Here is a 17,543-nt window from a genome sequence, read left to right on the forward strand (position 1 = left end):
CCGGGCTCGGCCCGACCCGCCGGGACGGGTTCAGTGGTGCGCATGGATCTCTTCGATGACGCGCAGCGTCTCCAGCGCGTCCGCCGGGTCGACGGGCACCGGCCCGCCGTCCAGCAGGCACGCGGCGAGCGCACGGTAGAAGGCGGGGTAGTCCCCGCGCTCGGCCGGCACCGGCACCAGGGCTCCGTCCTGGCCGAGGACTCCCCAGCTCTCCGGGGGTTCCACCCCGTAGGAGGGGGCGGTGGGGGACGTGCCGGCATCCAGTGCCGGCTCCTGCCCGTCCAGACCCCACTTCGTGTAGGCGGCCACCGAGCCGAGGACGTGGAAGCGGGGGCCGACCTGGGCGGCCAGGCCGTTCATCCACAGCCTGGAGCGGACCCCGTTCTCGTGGAGGAGCGACACGAAGGCGTCCTGCTCGGCGCCCGGGGCCCCCGTGCCGACATGGCGGGCGAGCTCGCCGTGGGCGTCCCGGACCGGACCGAAGAGCTGCAGGGCCTGGTCCACCAGGTGCGCACCGAGGTCGTGCAGGATGCCCCCGGCCTCCCCGACCGTCGCCTCGTCCTTCCAGGACCCGAAGCCCTCCGGCATCCACCACTCGAAGCGGGACTCGAAGGTGCGCACCCGGCCCAGGGCCCCGCCCTCGACGAGCATGCGCAGGGTGCGGAAGTCGGCGTCCCAGCGCCGGTTCTGGAACACGGTGAGGACCACCCCGGCCGCCTCCGCCCGGCGGAGCAGCTCCTCGCCCTCGGCCACGGTCGGGACGAACGGCTTGTCCACCACCACGTGCAGCCCGCGCTCGATCGCGGCGCAGGCCTGCTCGAAGTGGACGCCCGGCGGGGTGCCGAGCACCACGAGGTCCAGCTCCAGCTCCCCGGCGTCGAGCAGGGCGAACAGGTCGTCGCCGCTCGGGACGATCCGGGCCCCGGGATGCTGGGCCGCGGCGCGGGCGGCCCGCTCGGGATCGCCGGTGACGATCGCGGCCAGGCCGAAGCGGGGGTCCGCCGCGAGCAGCGGCGCGTGGAAGACCCGCCCCGAGACCCCGTAGCCGAGCACGGCGGTGCGGATGGCCCGCGGTGATGTCATCGGTGATGTCATGTCAGAGCACCTCCGAGAGGAACCGGCGGAGGCGGTCGCTCCGGGGAGTGTCGAAGACCTGCTGCGGGGTGCCGGCCTCCACGACCTTTCCCTCGTCCATGAAGACGACCTGGTCGGCGACCTTGCGGGCGAACTGCATCTCGTGGGTGACCACGACCATGGTCATGCCACTGCGGCTGAGACCGGCCATGAGGTCGAGGACACCCTTGACCAGCTCGGGGTCAAGAGCACTGGTGGCCTCGTCGAAGAGCATGACCTCGGGCTCCATGGCCAGGGCCCGGGCGATGGCCACGCGCTGCTGCTGGCCCCCGGAGAGGTCCCGGGGACGGTGATCCGCACGCTCGGCCAGGCCCACCTCGGCCAGATGCCTGTGGGCCAGGGCCCGCGCCTGTGCTCGCGGTATGCGCTTGACGCTGGACGGGGCCAGGGCGACGTTCTCCAGGGCGGTGTGGTCCGGGAAGAGGTTGAAGTGCTGGAAGACCATCCCGATCCTCCGCCGCAGCCCGTCGGGGTTCACGCCCAGCACGCTCTGTCCGCCGAGCAGCACCTCGCCGCTCCTGGGCTCGTGCAGGCGGTTGATCCCACGCAGCAGGGTTGACTTGCCGGAGCCCGAGGGCCCGATGATGCAGGTCGTGGTCCCGGCGGGCACGGAGAGGCTCACGCCGCGCAGGACCTCGATCTCTCCGAAGGCGAGGGTCAGCTCACGGATGTCCAGGCTGGCCCCGCGGTAGGTCTCCACGGGGGTGGGGGCCACGGTGGTGCTCATGCTTTGCTCCCGGTGCTCGAAGGGGCGGTGGTGTGGAGCTCCTCGACCTCTGCGAGTCCGCTCGAGGGGGCCACGGTGCGGCGCCGCCCGGCGCGGAACCGGTGGTCGAAGTAGTTCACGAGGTGGGTCAGCGGAACGGTGATGATCAGATAGAAGATCCCGGCCATCACCAGCGGCGAGAGGTTGCCGGTGAGCACGGCCGCGTCCTGGCCCACGCGGAACAGCTCGCGTTCGCTGACGAGCAGACCCAGGAAGTAGACGAGGCTGGAGTCCTTGACGATGGCGATGAACTCGTTGACCAGCGCCGGCAGCACCCGCCGCACCCCCTGCGGGACCACGACGAGGGCCATGGCCTTGGGATAGCTCATGCCCAGCGCCCGGCAGGCCTCCAGCTGACCCTTGTCGATGCTCTGGATGCCTGCCCGGAAGATCTCCCCGATGTAGGCGCTGGCGATCAGGCTCAGCGCGGCGATGCCCAGCGGGTACGGCGATGCCCCGAACAGCTGCTGGCTGAAGCGGGCGAAGCCCTGACCGATGAGCAGGATCGTCAGGATGGCCGGGAGGCCGCGGAAGATGTCGGTGTAGATCCGCGCGGGCACGCGCAGCCAGCGGGTCCGGGCGATGCCCATCACGGCGAGGAACATGCCGAGCACGAGTCCGATCAGGGTCGCGGAGACGGAGATGATGAGGGTGTTCTTCAGGCCGACGGCCAGCAGCTGCGGCAGTACCGCCAGCATCGCGTCGATGTCGAGGAAGGTGCGGGAGATCGTGTCGATCCAGTCCATGGGGCGCTCTCAGACGGTCGGAGGGACGGGGCCCGGCAGGTGGCCGGCCGCGGAGCGGCCGGCCACCTCGGAGGTCAGGGCGTCGGCTCGGCGGCGGCGGTCTGCTCCGTCTCCGGCAGGTACTGCTGCGGCATCGGGGAACCCGGGAACCACTTCTCGTACAGCCGCTTCCACGTCCCGTCCTCCATGGCCTCGGCCAGGCCCTCGTTCAGGGCGTCCCGCAGGGCGGTGTTCTCCGGCGCCACGGCGAAGCCGGCGGGCGCGTCGAAGGAGGGGATGTCCGCGGCGCTGACCAGGTCGTACTGGTCGATGTAGGCCTTGGCGGCCTCGTAGTCGAGGAAGTGGGCGTCCACCGCGCCGCTGTTGACGGCCGAGATGGCGGCGTTGTTGTCCGGGAACCGGACCAGTTCCGTGTCGGTCAGGTTCTTCACCGCGTAGGCCTCCTGCAGGGTCCCCTGCACCACGCCCATGCGGCGGCCCGCAAGGTCCTCCTCGGAGGTGATGCCCGAGTCCTTCGGCGTCACGGCCGAGAGGTATCCGGCCAGGTACCCGTCGGTGAAGTCGACCGTCTGCTTCCGCTCGTCGGTGATCCCGATGGCGGCGACGCCGACGTCGAACTGGCCGTTGGCCACCGCGGCGAGCAGCCCGGCGAAGTCCTGGCCCGTGAAGACCACGTCGTCGATGCCGATCCGGCCGGCCACGTCCTCGAACAGCTCGACGTCGAATCCGGTGAACTCGCCGTCGGCGTCGGTGAACGTGTAGGGCTTGGCATCGCCGAGGCTCGCCACGCGGATGGTTCCGGGTTCGATCAGCCCGTACGGATTGTCCTCGGCCGGTTCGGAGGCGGTGCTCCCGGCGCATCCCGTCAGGGCCAGCAGGAGGGCGAACAGGGCGGCAGCGGCCGCGCCGAGGCGGGAGGAAGTGCGTCGCATCATGAGGTTGCTCCAATGCTCGGGAGTCGTCGTCGGAGCCGTGGGCCCGCGGACTCGCCAGGTCGGGTGACCCGGGTGAGACCGGTCTCAACTGCCACGTTGATACCGGTCTCACACCTGGTATGTTGAGAGAAACTACGGAGTGATCCACCCCACGTCAAGAGGTGTCGCGAAAGGTTTACATGAGTCCTGATCCCCCCCGGCCGCGAGAGGTCACCGTCGCGGACGTCGCCCGGGAGGCCCGCGTCGCCAAGGCCACCGCCGCACGGGCGCTGGGAGGCTACGGCGCCGTCAGCGACGCCGCCCGCTCGCGAGTGCTCGCCGCCGCGGAAGCCCTCGGGTACCGCCCCAACGAACTGGCCCGCAGCATGAACACGGGCCGTTCCCACACCATCGGCGTGGTGGTGGGCGACATCGAGAACCCCTACTTCGGCGTGGCCACCCGTGGCATCTCGGACACCGCCAAGGCCGCAGGATACGACGTCGTCCTGGTCAACACGGACGAGGACGTGCAGGCCGAGATCGATGCGGTGCACGTGCTGCTCGACAAGCGCGTCGACGGGCTGATCGTGGCCCCCTCCACGTCGTGGAGCACCGCGCACCTGAGCGAGGTGGGGTCCTCCGGGCGGCCGCTCGTCCTGCTGGACCGACGGCTCGACGACCTGGCCGTCGACGTCGTGCAGACCGACATGGTCCCGGCCGCCCACGAGTGCACGCAGCACCTTCTCGAGGCCGGTCACGAGCGGATCGGCTACATCTCCACGGCGGACGAGCCGGCCGGTGGCTACTCCTTCGGGGCGGCGCTGCAGGCCTCACCGGTGGCCGACCGGCTCGAGGGGATGGCCGCCGCCTTCGACGACGCGGGCCTGCCGCGCCGGGACGAGTTCGTCCGGCTCGGGGCGCGGACCGAGGCGGACGTCCGGCGGGTCACCCGGGAGCTGCTCACCGGGCCGAGCCCGGTGACGGCTGTCATCGCCTCCGACAGCGTGGTCGGGGTGAGCGTCCTGACCGCCGTGCGCGAGCTCGGTCTGCGCGTCCCGGAGGACGTCTCCTTCGTGATGTTCGACGACCTGCCGTGGACCACGCTGACGGATCCGCCCATCACCGTGGTCGCCCAGCCCACCTTCGAGATCGGCACCGCGGCCGCGGCCGTCCTGCTGGAACGCCTCCGGGGGCACGCTGGCCCTCCGCGACGGCAGGGTTTCCCCGCCCGCCTGATCCAGCGCGGATCCGTCGGACCGCCTCCCGGAAAGGCCTGACGCGGACACGGGTGACGCCCGGCGTGGCGCCGGACGACCGGACGGCGAGAGATCCTCCGGCAGCGGTGCCGACCGCGCCGGGACTCCGCCCCCAGCCCGATCTCACGTTCCGGCCCCCTCCGACGTCTACGGGGTGATGACGACGAAACAGCCTTTCGAGACGCTGGTGACCCAGCACGGACCGGTCGTGTGGCGGGTCTGCCGGGCGGTCCTGAGCATTCCCGCGGACGCCGAGGACGCGTGGTCGGAGACGTTCGTGGCCGCCATGCGCGCCTATCCCGACCTCCCGGACACGGCCAACGTGCAGGCGTGGCTGGTCACCATCGCCCACCGCAAGGCGGTGGACGTGGTCCGGGCGAGGGCGAGGACCGCGGTGCCGGTGGCCGTCCTGCCGGAGCCGCCCGCGCACCGGGACGCGGTGCCCGAGCACGACTCCCCGGTGTGGGCGGCGGTGGCCGCCCTGCCGCCCCGGTAGCGCCACGTGGTGGCCTACCGCTACCTGGGCGGGCTGCCCTACCGGCAGATCGCCGAGCTGCTGGGCGGCACCCCGGAGGCCGCCCGCCGGGCCGCCGCCGACGGCCTGGCCGCCCTGCGCCGGACCCTGACCGCGACCGACCTCGAAGGAGAGGACCGATGAGCACCCACCAGGACACCCCGCGGCCGGAAGCCCTGCTGACCTCCGTCCCCGTGCCGGGCAGCACCCTCGAGCGCCTGCACCGGCGGCTGGAGGCCGCCGCCGCAGCCGCGGGCGTCCTCGATGTCGCGTACACCACGCTCGAGACCCCGGTGGGGACGCTGCTGCTCGCCGCCACGGAGCGGGGCCTGGCCCGGGTCGCCTACGCCCGGGAGGACCACGAGCAGGTCCTGGCGGACCTGGCCGACCGGCTCGGTCCGCGGATCCTGCACGCCCCGGCCCGGCTGGAGCCGGCGGCGCAGCAGCTGCGGGAGTACTTCGCCGGGACCCGCACCCGCTTCGAGCTCCCCCTGGACCGCTCGCTCTCCCGGGGCTTCCGCCGCCTGGTCCAGGAACACCTGCCGGAGATCGACTACGGCAGCACGCAGTCCTACGGCGCGGTGGCCCGGTCGGTCGGGCGCCCGCAGGCGGTGCGGGCCGTGGGCACGGCCTGCGCCACGAATCCGCTGCCGGTGGTCGTCCCCTGCCACCGTGTGCTGCGTGGCGACGGCGGCCTGGGCGGGTACATCGGCGGGCTGGAGGCGAAGCAGGCGCTGCTCGAGCTGGAGGCCGCCGCCTGAGCCCGCCCGGCACCGGGGCGGCGGTCCCGCGCCGGTCAGGCCGTGGCCTCGCGGTAGGCGGCCCAGCCGCCGTGGGCCGTGATGTCCTGGGCGCCCTCGAGCGCGAACGGCTCCACCAGGAACCCGGGCAGCTCCCGGCCGCCGGCGAGGCGGACCCTGCCGATGGCCATGGGCGCGGGCAGCCCGGCCACGAAGGTGCCGAACGCCGCGGCGTCCAGCGCCCAGACCTCCACGGCCAGGGCGGCCCCGCCCTCCGGGACGCGGAGCACCCCGGGCTTGGCCGGCACGGTGTCCAGGGCGAACATCCGGTACTCGGGGGCCGTGCTGGTGGCCTGCACGAACCGGGCGGAGCGCTCGGCCAGCTGGTGGTGCAGCGGCTGGCCGCGCAGGTGCGCCCCCGCGACCACGAGCAGCAGCTCCGGGGCGCCGGATCCGGCGGCCGAGGACGCCGTCGCCGTGGACGCGCCGACGGCGGGCACGGCAGCCGGGGACGCGGGGGCGGAGCGAGCAGCGGCCGCAGACGCAGCGCGCGAGGACGCGGTCTCAGCAGCCACCGAAGCCGCCCTCCCGCGCCACGTCCACGAGCCGGGCGTCCTCGAAGGTGTCCCCCACCAGCTGCACGCCGAACGGCAGGCCGTCCACCCGGCCGGCGGGCACCGCGAGCGCGGCGAGGTCGAGCAGGTTGGCGAAGTTGGTGAAGCGGCCCATCCGGCTGTTGGCGCCCACGGGGTCGGCCTCGAGCTCGGCGAGGGTGGGGTGGAAGGTCGTGGTGGGCAGCACGAGGGCGTCCACCGCGCCGAACACCTGCCGGGCCGTGCGGGCGCAGCCGTCCAGGAACTCCTGGTCGGCGAAGACGCGGTGGGCCGGGATCCGCCCGGCCGCGGCGATGATCCGCCCCACCGTCGGGTCGACCTCGTCCGGGTGGGCCTCCACGAAGGCGCCCACGGCCGTCCAGCGCTCGGCGACGAAGGCGCCGTCGTAGAGCAGGGCCGCCGCGGCCAGGAACGGCTCGACGTCCACCGGCTCGGTGCGGAACCCCCGGTTCCGGAACTGCCGCACCGCGGCGGCGTAGGCCTCGGTCCAGCCGGGGGCGAGCTCGCCCAGCTGCTCGGGCACGGCGTACCCGATGACGCGGTCGAGGCCGGCTGCGCGGCGCGGGGCGCAGGCGCGGGAGCGGGCGTCGCCGTCGTCGACGCCGGACATGACGTCCGCCGCGAGCCGGGCCAGGCGGAGCTCGCGGGCCATGGTGGTCACCACGTCCTGGCTGCGGCAGGCCGGCACCACCCCGGTGGCGGGCACCACGCCCTTGGTGGGCTTGACGCCGTAGAGCCCGTGCAGGGCGGCGGGCACCCGGCCGGAGCCGGCGGTGTCCGTGCCGAGGGCGAAGTCGGCGAAGCCCAGGGCCACGGCCACGCCGGAGCCGCTGCTGGACCCGCCGGAGATCCGCGCGGGGTCCTCGGCGTGCCGCACGGCGCCGTACGGGCTGCGGGTGCCGACGAGCCCGGTCGCGAACTGGTCGAGGTTGGTGCTGCCCAGCACCACGGCACCGGCGTCCTTGAGCCGGCGCACCACCGTGGCGTCGGCCGCGGGCTCGTAGGCGAAGGCGGGACAGGCCGCCGTGGTCGGCAGCCCGGCCACGTCGATGTTGTTCTTCACCGCGAACAGCGTGCCCGCGAGCGGCAGGTGCCCGCCCGCGGCGCGGGCGGCCAGGGCCCGGGCGACGTCCGCGGCCACGTCGGCCTCCGGGCGCAGGCCGATCCAGACCTCGGGCCGGTCCGCCTCCTCGATCAGCCGGTAGCGCTGCGCCACGAGCTCGTGGGCGGCGCGCTCCGCAGGCGCGGGCCCGTTCGTGGCCGGTCCGGTCGGGGCCGGGGCAGCCGTGGTGGTGGTCGTCGTCATCTCTGTCCTCCTCGTTCTCGGGATCCGCGCCGCGGCTCAGACGGTCCGGGCCACGGCGGGCGCGTCGGGCGCGGACGGTCCGTCCACGGGCGCGGCCGGATCATCCACTGTCCTGGCCGAGGCCCGCGGAGCCGCCGTCTCCGCGGCGGACGCGTCCGGAGCTCCCGGGCCCGCACCGTCGCCGTCCGGGTCCGGGCGGACGACCGCCAGCACCGCGCCCGGGCCCACGTGCGCCCCCGGCTCGACGACGACGCTGTGCACCACGCCGTCCGCGGGGGCGATCACGGGCGCCTCCATCTTCATGGCCTCGACCGCCAGGAGGGTCTGGCCCTCCCGGACCCGGTCCCCGGCCCGGACGTCGACCCGGAAGACGTTGGCGGCGAACTGCGCCTCGACGCCCTCGCAGCCGTCCGGGATCTCCACGGCGACGTCCTCCTCCGCGGCGACCTCCGCGAGCGCGGCCACGCGCTCGAACTCCCCGGCGTCCTCCCAGGCCTGCCGCTCGGCGTCGAAGGCGGAGCGGCGGCGCGCCTCGAAGGCGTCGATGCCCTCCCGGTGCTCGGCGAGGAAGGCCGCGTACTCGGCCATGGAGAACTCGCCCTCCTCGATCCGCAGCGGCAGCCGGCCCACGGCCATGTCCGCGCGCATGCCCTCGAGCTCCTCGGAGGAGACCGGGTACCACTTGATCCGGTCGAAGAAGCGCAGCAGCCAGGGGGTGCCCTCCTCGTAGGGCCCGCGCTGCCGGTGGGTGGACCACACCTGCGTGGTCCGGCCCACGAACTGGTAGCCGCCGGGGCCCTCCATCCCGTAGACGCACAGGTAGGCGCCGCCGATGCCCACGGCGTTCTGCGGCGTCCACGTGCGGGCCGGGTTGTACTTCGTGGTCACGAGCCGGTGCCGGGGGTCCACCGGGGTGGCCACGGGCGCCCCGAGGTAGACGTCGCCCAGGCCCAGGACCAGGTACTCGGCCTCGAAGAGCACCGAGCGCACGTCCTCGACCGAGTCCAGGCCGTTGATCCGCCGGATGAACTCGATGTTCCAGGGGCACCATGGGGCGTCGTCGCGCACGCCCTTCTCGTACCGGCGGATGGCCTCGCGGGTGGCGGGGTCGTCCCAGGACAGCGGCAGGTGCACGGTGCGGCTGGGCAGCCGGAGGTCGTGGGTGGCGGGCAGCGCGGCGTCGAGGGCCAGCACCCGCGCCAGGACCTCGTCCAGGCCGAGCAGCTCCGGGTCGAGGTGGATCTGCAGGGACCGGATGCCCGGGGTCAGCTCGAGCACCCCGGGGAGCGCGCCGTCGTCGATCTGCTCCTGGAGGGCCCGGCGCAGCGCCTCGACCCGCATCCGGGAGGCGATGTCCAGGGTCATCTCGCCGTACTCGACGAGCACGTTCGCGTCCCCGCTGCGCCGCACGGTCAGGGACGGGCGGTCGCCGGTGGCGGCCACAGCAGTGACCACGCCGCCGTCGACCACGGCCGCGCGGTCGGCGAGCACCCGGGCGCGGGGCTCACGGCGCAGCTGCGCGGCCTGCGCCTGGGTGATGGGCACGAAGCGCACCCGGTCCCCGGCGCGCAGCTGGCCCAGCTTCCACTTCTGCCCCTCGGCCACCGTGGCCGGGCAGGTGAACCCGCCCAGGCTGGGACCGTCGGGGCCGAGCAGGATGGGCATGTCGCCGGTGTAGTCCACCGCGCCCACGGCGTACGGGGTGTCGTGGATGTTGGAGGGGTGCAGCCCGGCCTCGCCCCCGTCGCGGCGGGCCCACTGGGGCCGTGGGCCGACGAGGCGCACGCCGGTGCGGTCGGAGTTGAAGTGGACCTCCCAGTCCGCGGCGTAGAACTCCTCCATGTCGGCGGCGGTGAAGAACTCGGGGGCGGCGTGGGGGCCCTCGAGCACCCCGACCTCCCAGTAGGCGCCGACCTGCGGGCGCTCGGCGAGCGGGACGTCGGCGACCTCGTGCGGCACGGCCGGGGTGCTGATCCCCAGGACGTCGCCGGGAGCGAGCGCGCGGCCGGCGGCCCCGCCGATCTCGCCCTGCACGAAGGTGGCCGCGGAGCCCAGCACCAGCGGGACGTCCAGCCCGCCCTCGACGAGCAGGTAGGCGCGCATGCCCTGCTCGGCGCGCCCGATCGCCAGCACGTCCCCGGCGGCGAGCTCGAGCACGGCCCACTGCGCCGCCGGCCGCCGGTTCACCAGCACCTCGGCCGGGGCGCCCGTGACCATCACCCGGGCCGGTGTGTGGAAGCGCAGGGTCGGCCCGGCCATCGTCACCTCGAGGCCTGCGGCGCGCTCGGGGTTGCCCAGCGCCTCGTTGCCCAGCCGGAAGGACAGCTCGTCCATCGGGCCCGACGGCGGGATGCCCACCGGCCAGTACCCGATCCGCCCGGGCCGGTCCTGGACGGTGGTCAGCAGCCCGGACTTCAGGACCTCCAGGCGCGGCTGGGCGCTGCGCACGCCCTCCAGGGTGGCGGTGGAGTGCTCGACGTCGCGGACCGCGGGCAGCTGCGGGATCGCCCGGAGCACGCCCAGGTTCGTGGCCACCCCGTGCACCCGGGCCTGCTCGAGGGCCTCGCCCAGCCGCGCCCAGGCCTGCGCCCGGTCCGCGCCGTGGGCGACGAACTTGCTCAGCAGGGGGTCGTAGAAGGCGCTGACCTCGGAGCCGACCTCGATCCAGGAGTCCACCCGGACGCCGTCCGGGACCACGAGGCCGGTGACGGTGCCGGCGCTGGGCAGGTTGTCCCGGTCGGGGTTCTCCGCGTAGACCCGGGCCTCCACGGCGGCGCCGCGGGCGGTGAGCTCGGCGTCCATCATGGTGCGGTCCCCGCCGGCCAGGCGGAGCATCCACTCGACGAGGTCCACGCCGTAGACGGCCTCGGTGACGGGGTGCTCGACCTGCAGGCGGGTGTTGACCTCGAGGAACGCCGCCTCCTGGCGGCCGGGGTCGTAGATGAACTCGACCGTGCCGGCGGAGCGGTAGTCCACGGAGGCGCACAGCCGCCGGGCGGCGTCGTGGATCGTGGCGCGCACGTGCTCGGGCAGGTCCGGGGCCGGGGCCTCCTCGACCACCTTCTGGTGGCGGCGCTGCAGGGTGCAGTCCCGGTCCCCGACGACGAGGACGTCGCCGCGCCCGTCGCCGAAGACCTGCACCTCGACGTGCCGGGCCCGGTCCACGAGCCGCTCCAGGAAGACCCCGGCGGAGGAGAAGTTCGCCCCGGCCACGCGCCGGACGCTCTCCCAGGCCGCGCGCAGGTCTCCGGCGTCGCGGCACTCCTGCATGCCGATCCCGCCGCCGCCGGCGGTGGCCTTGAGCATGACCGGCCAGCCGATGCCCTCGGCCTGCGCCAGCGCCTCCTCGAGGGAGCCGAGCAGCCCGGTGCCGGCGAGCAGGGGCACGTCGGCGGCCACGGCGGCGTCGCGCGCGGTGTGCTTGGCACCGAAGACGCGCAGCTGCTCCTCGGTGGGGCCGACGAACACGATCCCGGCGGCCTCGCAGGCCGCGGCGAAGTCCGTGTTCTCGGAGAGGAACCCGTAGCCGGGGTGGATCGCCCCGGCCCCGGTGCGCTCGGCCGCGGCGAGGATCCCGGCGATGTCCAGGTAGCTCTCCGCGGCGGGCGAGGCCCCCAGGTGCACGGCCTCGTCGGCGGCGGCCACGTGCAGGGAGCCGCGGTCGGCGTCCGAGTACACGGCCACGGCGCGCAGCCCGAGGGCCTGCACGGAGCGGATGATCCGCACGGCGATCTCGCCGCGGTTGGCCACGAGGACGGTGTCGAAGACGCTCATGCTCACGCCTCCTGACCGGCCGGGACCGCCGTGCCGGCAGAGACGATCATCTCGGCACGGGAGGGGTCGAAGCCGTTGCAGGGGTTGTTGACCTGCGGGCAGTTGGAGACCACCACCAGCACGTCCCGCTCCGCCCGCAGGCTCACCGAGAGTCCGGGGGCGGAGATGCCGTCCACGATGCCCAGGGCGCCGTCCGGGTCCACCGGGACGTTCATGAACCAGTTGACGTTGGAGACCTGGTCCCGCTTGCCCATGCCGTACCGGGAGAGCTCCGCCAGGAAGTTGTCCGCGCACCCGTGCTGGGACCAGGTGTGGTGGCCGTAGCGCAGGGTGTTGGACTCCTTCGAGCAGGCCCCGCCGAGGGTGTCGTGGCGCTCGACGTCCGTGCCGACGACGGTCAGCAGCGGGTCGTGCTCGTTGCTGCGCAGGATCGACCCGGCGCTCAGGTAGACGCTGTCCTGGCCCTGCAGGGTGGCCTGCGCGCTGTAGGCGCGGGCGGTGTCCGCGGCGTCGTAGACCAGGAAGTCGACGGCCTGGTTGCCGTCCACGTCCACGATGGTGAGCACCTGGCCGGCCCGCAGGACGGTGGACCAGGGGGCGAGCGGGGCCACGGTCTCGCGGCGCAGCTCGGGGCCGAACCGGGACGCGAGGTCGGCCGCGCGGTCGGCGGGGACCGGAGTGGTGGTGGGAGCAGTCATGGTGGGTTCCTTTCCTCGTCGCTGCAGGAGCTCAGGCCAGGCCGCGGGCGCGGAGGTACTCGGCGGTGTTCTGGTAGGCGCGGCGGCGTTCGGGCGCCGAGTTCCAGGCGGGGGCCTCGGGGGCGGTCGCCCGGGCGCGCCAGGCGACGACGTCGAGCGGAGTGCTCACGTACTCCTCACGCGGGTCCAGGGGGTGGGCGGCGTTGGCGAGCAGCAGCACGCACGGCATCTCGGTGACCAGGGTCAGGGAGGCGCCCGCCCCGGCGGAGCCCGTGAACACCGGCCGGCCGGAGGGGCCGACCTCCACGCCCTGGAAGAACGAGACGCAGGGCGGGACGTCCCGCCGGGAGAGCCCGTGCTTGGCGCCCGCCAGGACGAGCAGCTCGCGCCCGGCCGGGCTGGGGCCCTGGGGCTGCCCGTCCCCGTAGCGCTCCTCGTTGCGGGCCCGGGAGCTGGCGCCGTAGAGGGCGTCGTGGTGGCCCGAGCTGTCCTCCACCACGGTGGCCAGCGCACGGCCCTGGTCGGAGAGCAGGACCTGCCCGGCGCCGCTGCGGACCTGCCACTGGATCTTCATCGTGTCCGCCACGTTGAGCCGCTCGAACGGCTCCGCGGCGTTGTAGAGCAGCACCGAGGCGCAGGCGTCGCCGGTCACGTCCGTGAGCCGGACGGCGGTGCCGCGGGCCAGGACCTTGTGCGTGTAGTTGCCGCCCGCCACGCGCTCGGCCCACACGATGTCCTCCGGCGCCACCCGGGCCGGGGCGTCCTCGTAGGTCGTGGCGGGCACGGTGGGGCTGCACGCGACGACGGTGCCCTCCTGGGCGCGGGCGTGGGCCCGGGCCCCGGCGGTCGTCCCGGTGGCGGACGTGGTCTGGGTGACGGTCATGGCCGGCTCCTTCTCGGACGGATTTTCTGTCGGTTGACAGGTATTAGAGCAGGGCGGGATTTCCCCCGGGTCAGGCGGGCGTTTCGGGGAGGTAACTCCACGCCCCCTGCTCGCCCCGCCGAGCGGCGGGCGGGATTGGTAGGTTCTGTCCCGTGACGAAGAGCCGAGGACGCCCGCGCAAGAATCCCGCCTCCCCCACGGGGCGCGGGGCCGAGCAGGACGTCCTCCACGCCGCCGGGGACCTGTTCGTGCGCCACGGCTTCGCCCGGACGAGCACCCGCGCGATCGCGGAGGCCGCGGGCCTGCAGCAGGCGAGCGTCTACCACTGGTTCCGCTCCAAGGAGGAGGTCCTGCTGCGCCTGGTGCTCGGCACGGTGGTGCCCTCGCGCCGCCTCGCCGAGCGGCTGCTGGCGGCCGACGCCCCCGGGCACGTGCTGCTGTGGGCCCTGTGCTTCGCGGACACCCGGCTGCTGCTCGAGGACCCGCAGAACCTCGGGGCGCTCTACTTCGCCCCGGAGTTGCGCGGCGAAGGGTTCGAGGAGTTCCACGAGAACCGGGACGCGCTGGAGCGGATCTACGGAACCCTGCTGGAGCGCACGAGCGGGCGCCCGGCGACACCGTTCGACGCGGCCGTGGTCATGGGGCTCGTGGAGAACGTCATCCTGCAGCGCCAGCGCCGTGCGCCGCGCCTGCCCGACGACGCGGCGCACCGCATCGCGGACACGGCCCTGCGGGTCGCGGGCACCCCCGAGCACGTCGCGGGGACGACCCGGGACCGGGCGCTGGCACTGGTGGACGGTCTGGCGCAGGACACCGACCGGCGATCCGCGCCGAACGCCTAGACTGGGGAGATGCTCTCCCGCCACGGCTCGTCCCACCCGACCAGTTCCTGGACCTGCGGCGGAGGTGAGCGCTGATGTGCGGCATCGCCGGTGAGATCCGGTTCGACGGCGCGACCGCGGACCCGGGCACGATCCACCGCATGACCTGCGCCCAGTCCGGCCGCGGGCCGGACGGATCGGGCGTCTGGGCCCAGGGCGCGGTGGCCATGGGCCACTGCCGGCTGAAGATCGTGGACCTCAGCCCCTCGGGCGGGCAGCCGATGGTGGACTCCCGCCTGGGCCTGTCGATCGTGTTCAACGGCATGATCTACAACTACCGGCAGCTGCGCGAGGAGCTGCGCGGCATGGGCTACGAGTTCTTCTCCACCTCGGACACCGAGGTCGCCCTGAAGGCCTACCACCGCTGGGGCCGGGAGTGCGTCTACCACTTCCACGGCATGTTCGCCTTCGCGATCACCGAGCACACGAGCGGGCGCACGGTCCTCGCCCGGGACCGGCTGGGGATCAAGCCCCTCTACGTCGACCACACGGGGGCGCGGCTGCGGTTCGCCTCCACGGTGCAGGCGCTGCTCGCCGCCGGCGACGTCGACACCTCGATCGACCGCACCGCCCTGTCCTACTACCTCACCTTCCACTCGGTGGTCCCGGCCCCGCGCACCATACTCAAGGGCGTGCGGAAGATGCCGCCGGCGACCGTGCGCACGATCGAGCCGGACGGGTCGGCCTCCGACCACGAGTACTGGAACCCGCAGTTCACCCGGGACGAGGACCGCTCGGACTGGTCGGCGCAGGACTGGCAGGACGGCCTCGTCGAGAAGCTGCGCACCGCGGTGAAGCGGCGCATGGTGGCGGACGTGCCGGTGGGCGTGCTGCTGTCCGGCGGGATCGACTCCAGCCTCGTGGTGGCCCTGCTCGCGGAGAGCGGGCAGGAGGACCTGCAGACGTTCAGCATCGGCTTCGAGTCCCGGGGCGAGGAGTCCGGGGACGAGTTCGAGTTCTCCTCCCGCGTGGCGCGCCGTTTCGGCACCGACCACCACCAGATCGCGATCGACGACGCCCGGCTGGTCCCGGCGATCGACCGGACCGTGGCCGCGATGAGCGAGCCGATGATCAGCCACGACTGCGTGGCCTTCTACCTGCTCAGCGAGGAGGTCTCGAAGCACGTCAAGGTCGTCCAGTCCGGCCAGGGCGCCGACGAGGTGCTGGGCGGCTACCACTGGTACCCGCCGCTGGCCGACGTCGCGCGCGACGACGCGCGCCAGACCTACTCGGAGGCGTTCTTCGACCGCCCGTGGTCGCGGCTGGCCAAGGTCCTGTCCCCGGAGTGGATGGCGACCCACGACGCGCCCACGTCGTTCATCGAGCGCCACTTCGGCCGCCCCGGGGCCGAGACGGCCGTCGACGCCGCGCTGCGCACCGACTCCACGGTGATGCTCGTGGACGACCCGGTGAAGCGGGTGGACAACATGACCATGGCCTGGGGCCTCGAGGCCCGGGTGCCGTTCCTGGACCACGAGCTCGTGGAGTTCGCCGGGCGCATCCCGCCCGAGCTCAAGCTCGCCGACGGCGGCAAGGGCGTGCTCAAGCGCGCCGCGCGCGGGATCGTCCCGGACGAGGTCATCGACCGGAAGAAGGGCTACTTCCCGGTCCCGGCGATCCGCACCCTGGAGGGCGGGACCCTGGACCGGGTCGAGGCGGCGCTGACCGACCCGGCGGCGGTGCGGCGCGGGCTCTACAACTCCGAGGTGGTGGAGTCCCTGCTGGCGGACCCCAACCGGCACCACACGCCGCTGCGCTCCAACGTGCTGTGGCAGCTGGGGCTGCTCGAGATGTGGCTGCAGGAGAACGGCATCTCCTGACCCGGGCGCGGACGGCTCCGCCGCGGTCGGGCGCACCGGGGCCGTCGGCCGGTGCGCCGGCCGTCTCCGGTGCCGCCCACCATGTACTGTGTCTCGGAGCACAGCGACTCCGGTGCGGACGTCGGCACCGCAGCGCGCTCGCCGTCCGGTTCCGCCACGGAATGCGCATCGGACGCGACGACGAGGACACGCATTGCGCACAGAGAACGACCCCGGCTTCGGGGCGCACGCCGCCCGCACGGACGACGACGGCGGGTCGCCGGCCAAATGGCGGATCGTGGGCCCGGGACTGGTCGTCGCGGCCACCGGCGTGGGCGCCGCGGACATGGTCGCCACCCTGGTGGCCGGGTCCCGCTACGGCTACGGGCTGCTGTGGGCCGTGGTCCTCGGCGTGGTCCTGAAGATCATCCTGGTGGAGGGCGCCGGGCGCTTCACGCTCGCCACGGGCCGCACCATCTTCGAGGGCTGGCGCTCGCTGGGCCGGTGGACCACGTGGTACTTCGGGCCGTACATCATGATCTGGGGCTTCGTCTACGGCGCCACCGCGATGTCCTCCGCCGCCCTTCCGCTGGCCGCTGTCTTCCCCGTCCTGCCCCTGTGGGCCTGGGCGATCGTCATGGGCCTGCTCGGGTTCGTCATGGTGTGGTTCGGCAGGTACGCCACCTTCGAGAAGATCACCGCCGCGCTGGTCGGCCTGATGTTCGTCACCGTGGTGGGGCTGGCGGTCATCGCCACCCCCAACGTCCCCGAGATGATCGGGGGCCTCGTGCCGGTCATCCCGGAGGGCGGGGTGCTCTACACCCTGGCCCTCGCCGGTGGGGTCGGCGGCACCATCACGCTGGCCGCCTACGGCTACTGGCTGCGGGAGAAGGGCTGGTACACGCCCAAGTGGATGCGCGTCATGCGGATCGACAACTCCGTGGCCTACGTGGTCACGGGCATCTTCGTCATCGCCATGCTGATCGTCGGCGCCGAGGTGGTCCGATCCGCCGGCGTGGCGCTCAGCTCCGGGGACGAGGGCCTGCTGGACCTCTACGCCGTGCTCCGCGCGGAGTACGGCGACGTGGTCGGCACCGGCTTCCTCGTCGGCTTCTGGGCCGCCTCCTTCTCCTCGATCATCGGCGTGTGGAACGGCGTGTCCCTGATGTTCGCCGACTTCTGGGGCAACATCCGCGGCAAGGAGTCCGGCCACCCCGACACCCGGGTCGGCGGCAAGTACTTCCGCTTCTACGTGCTCTGGCTGACGTTCCCGCCCATGCTCCTCTTCGCCCTGGGCCAGCCCATCGGCCTGATCCTCGCCTACGGCGTCCTGGGCTCGCTGTTCATGCCCTTCCTGGCGCTCACCCTGCTTGGCCTGCTCAACGGCCGCCGGATCCCCAAGGAGTGGGCCAACAGGTGGCACACCAACACCGCGCTGGGGATTACCGCCCTGCTCTTCGGCATCCTGGGCGCCCAGCAACTGGTGAAGGCCGTCGCACCACTCCTCGGCGGCTGACG

16 protein-coding genes are annotated in these 17,543 nt (G+C 73.6%); 7 read left to right on the plus strand and 9 right to left on the minus strand.

The genetic code is table 11. From position 1 onward, the window contains the following. Nucleotides 1-30 precede the first annotated feature (30 nt). The 4 genes from ABL57_RS04810 to ABL57_RS04825 all read right to left on the minus strand — a co-directional run bounded on the left by ABL57_RS04810 (nucleotide 31) and on the right by ABL57_RS04825 (nucleotide 3,581). Nucleotides 31-1,095 (minus strand): Gfo/Idh/MocA family oxidoreductase, encoded by a 1,065-nt coding sequence (locus tag ABL57_RS04810; protein WP_047802307.1) that lies wholly within the window; start codon nucleotides 1,093-1,095, stop codon nucleotides 31-33. A gap of 1 nt (nucleotide 1,096) precedes the next feature. Then, complete coding sequence (locus ABL57_RS04815; RefSeq protein ID WP_047802308.1) at nucleotides 1,097-1,861, minus strand: amino acid ABC transporter ATP-binding protein; 765 nt, start codon at nucleotides 1,859-1,861, stop codon at nucleotides 1,097-1,099. Continuing rightward, nucleotides 1,858-2,646 carry an amino acid ABC transporter permease gene (locus ABL57_RS04820; RefSeq protein ID WP_047802309.1) on the minus strand — a complete coding sequence of 263 codons (789 nt, stop codon included), beginning with the start codon at nucleotides 2,644-2,646 and terminating at the stop codon, nucleotides 1,858-1,860. The genes ABL57_RS04815 and ABL57_RS04820 overlap by 4 nt, the downstream gene beginning before the upstream one ends. Nucleotides 2,647-2,720: 74 nt before the next feature. Then, complete coding sequence (locus ABL57_RS04825; protein ID WP_047802310.1) at nucleotides 2,721-3,581, minus strand: ABC transporter substrate-binding protein; 861 nt, start codon at nucleotides 3,579-3,581, stop codon at nucleotides 2,721-2,723. Between the two features lie 179 nt (nucleotides 3,582-3,760). On the opposite strand from ABL57_RS04825, the gene ABL57_RS04830 reads away from it, so the two are divergent. The 4 genes from ABL57_RS04830 (at nucleotide 3,761) to ABL57_RS04840 (ending at nucleotide 6,091) form a co-directional block, all read left to right on the plus strand. Further along, nucleotides 3,761-4,837, plus strand: a complete 1,077-nt coding sequence (locus ABL57_RS04830) for a LacI family DNA-binding transcriptional regulator (protein ID WP_047802311.1) — start codon at nucleotides 3,761-3,763, stop codon at nucleotides 4,835-4,837. 136 nt (nucleotides 4,838-4,973) lie between these two features. Continuing rightward, the gene (locus ABL57_RS04835) at nucleotides 4,974-5,312 is read left to right on the plus strand and encodes an RNA polymerase sigma factor (RefSeq protein ID WP_371212463.1); all 339 of its coding nucleotides are present in this window, start codon (nucleotides 4,974-4,976) and stop codon (nucleotides 5,310-5,312) included. Nucleotides 5,313-5,321: 9 nt separating this feature from the next. Next, nucleotides 5,322-5,474 (plus strand): hypothetical protein, encoded by a 153-nt coding sequence (locus tag ABL57_RS23495; RefSeq protein WP_371212464.1) that lies wholly within the window; start codon nucleotides 5,322-5,324, stop codon nucleotides 5,472-5,474. Continuing rightward, nucleotides 5,471-6,091 (plus strand): methylated-DNA--[protein]-cysteine S-methyltransferase, encoded by a 621-nt coding sequence (locus ABL57_RS04840; RefSeq protein WP_082157229.1) that lies wholly within the window; start codon nucleotides 5,471-5,473, stop codon nucleotides 6,089-6,091. Before ABL57_RS23495 ends, ABL57_RS04840 begins: the two co-directional genes overlap by 4 nt. Before the next feature lie 35 nt (nucleotides 6,092-6,126). On the opposite strand, the gene ABL57_RS04845 is transcribed toward ABL57_RS04840, so the two are convergent. The 5 genes from ABL57_RS04845 to ABL57_RS04865 all read right to left on the minus strand — a co-directional run bounded on the left by ABL57_RS04845 (nucleotide 6,127) and on the right by ABL57_RS04865 (nucleotide 13,345). After that, a complete protein-coding gene (locus ABL57_RS04845) occupies nucleotides 6,127-6,570 on the minus strand; it encodes a hypothetical protein (protein WP_047802312.1) in 444 nt (147 codons plus the stop codon). A gap of 64 nt (nucleotides 6,571-6,634) precedes the next feature. Then, a complete protein-coding gene (locus ABL57_RS04850; RefSeq protein ID WP_053004749.1) occupies nucleotides 6,635-7,990 on the minus strand; it encodes an allophanate hydrolase in 1,356 nt (451 codons plus the stop codon). Nucleotides 7,991-8,026: 36 nt separating this feature from the next. Beyond that, nucleotides 8,027-11,764, minus strand: a complete 3,738-nt coding sequence (gene uca, locus ABL57_RS04855; protein WP_082157230.1) for an urea carboxylase — start codon at nucleotides 11,762-11,764, stop codon at nucleotides 8,027-8,029. A gap of 2 nt (nucleotides 11,765-11,766) precedes the next feature. Beyond that, nucleotides 11,767-12,462 carry an urea amidolyase associated protein UAAP2 gene (locus tag ABL57_RS04860; protein WP_082157231.1) on the minus strand — a complete coding sequence of 232 codons (696 nt, stop codon included), beginning with the start codon at nucleotides 12,460-12,462 and terminating at the stop codon, nucleotides 11,767-11,769. 31 nt (nucleotides 12,463-12,493) lie between these two features. Continuing rightward, a complete protein-coding gene (locus tag ABL57_RS04865; RefSeq protein WP_047802313.1) occupies nucleotides 12,494-13,345 on the minus strand; it encodes an urea amidolyase associated protein UAAP1 in 852 nt (283 codons plus the stop codon). Between the two features lie 152 nt (nucleotides 13,346-13,497). Between ABL57_RS04865 and ABL57_RS04870 the strand changes: the two genes are divergently transcribed. From ABL57_RS04870 to ABL57_RS04880, 3 genes are all read left to right on the plus strand, one after another. Then, nucleotides 13,498-14,187 (plus strand): TetR/AcrR family transcriptional regulator, encoded by a 690-nt coding sequence (locus ABL57_RS04870; protein ID WP_047802314.1) that lies wholly within the window; start codon nucleotides 13,498-13,500, stop codon nucleotides 14,185-14,187. Nucleotides 14,188-14,261: 74 nt separating this feature from the next. After that, entirely contained in the window at nucleotides 14,262-16,046 is a 1,785-nt protein-coding gene (locus ABL57_RS04875; protein WP_047802315.1) for an N-acetylglutaminylglutamine amidotransferase, read from the plus strand. A gap of 193 nt (nucleotides 16,047-16,239) precedes the next feature. Then, nucleotides 16,240-17,541, plus strand: a complete 1,302-nt coding sequence (locus tag ABL57_RS04880) for an Nramp family divalent metal transporter (RefSeq protein ID WP_047802316.1) — start codon at nucleotides 16,240-16,242, stop codon at nucleotides 17,539-17,541. The last annotated feature ends 2 nt before the right edge of the window (nucleotides 17,542-17,543 follow it).

Source organism: Kocuria sp. SM24M-10 (assembly GCF_001027955.1).
Classification (GTDB): Bacteria; Actinomycetota; Actinomycetes; order Actinomycetales; family Micrococcaceae; genus Kocuria; species Kocuria oceani.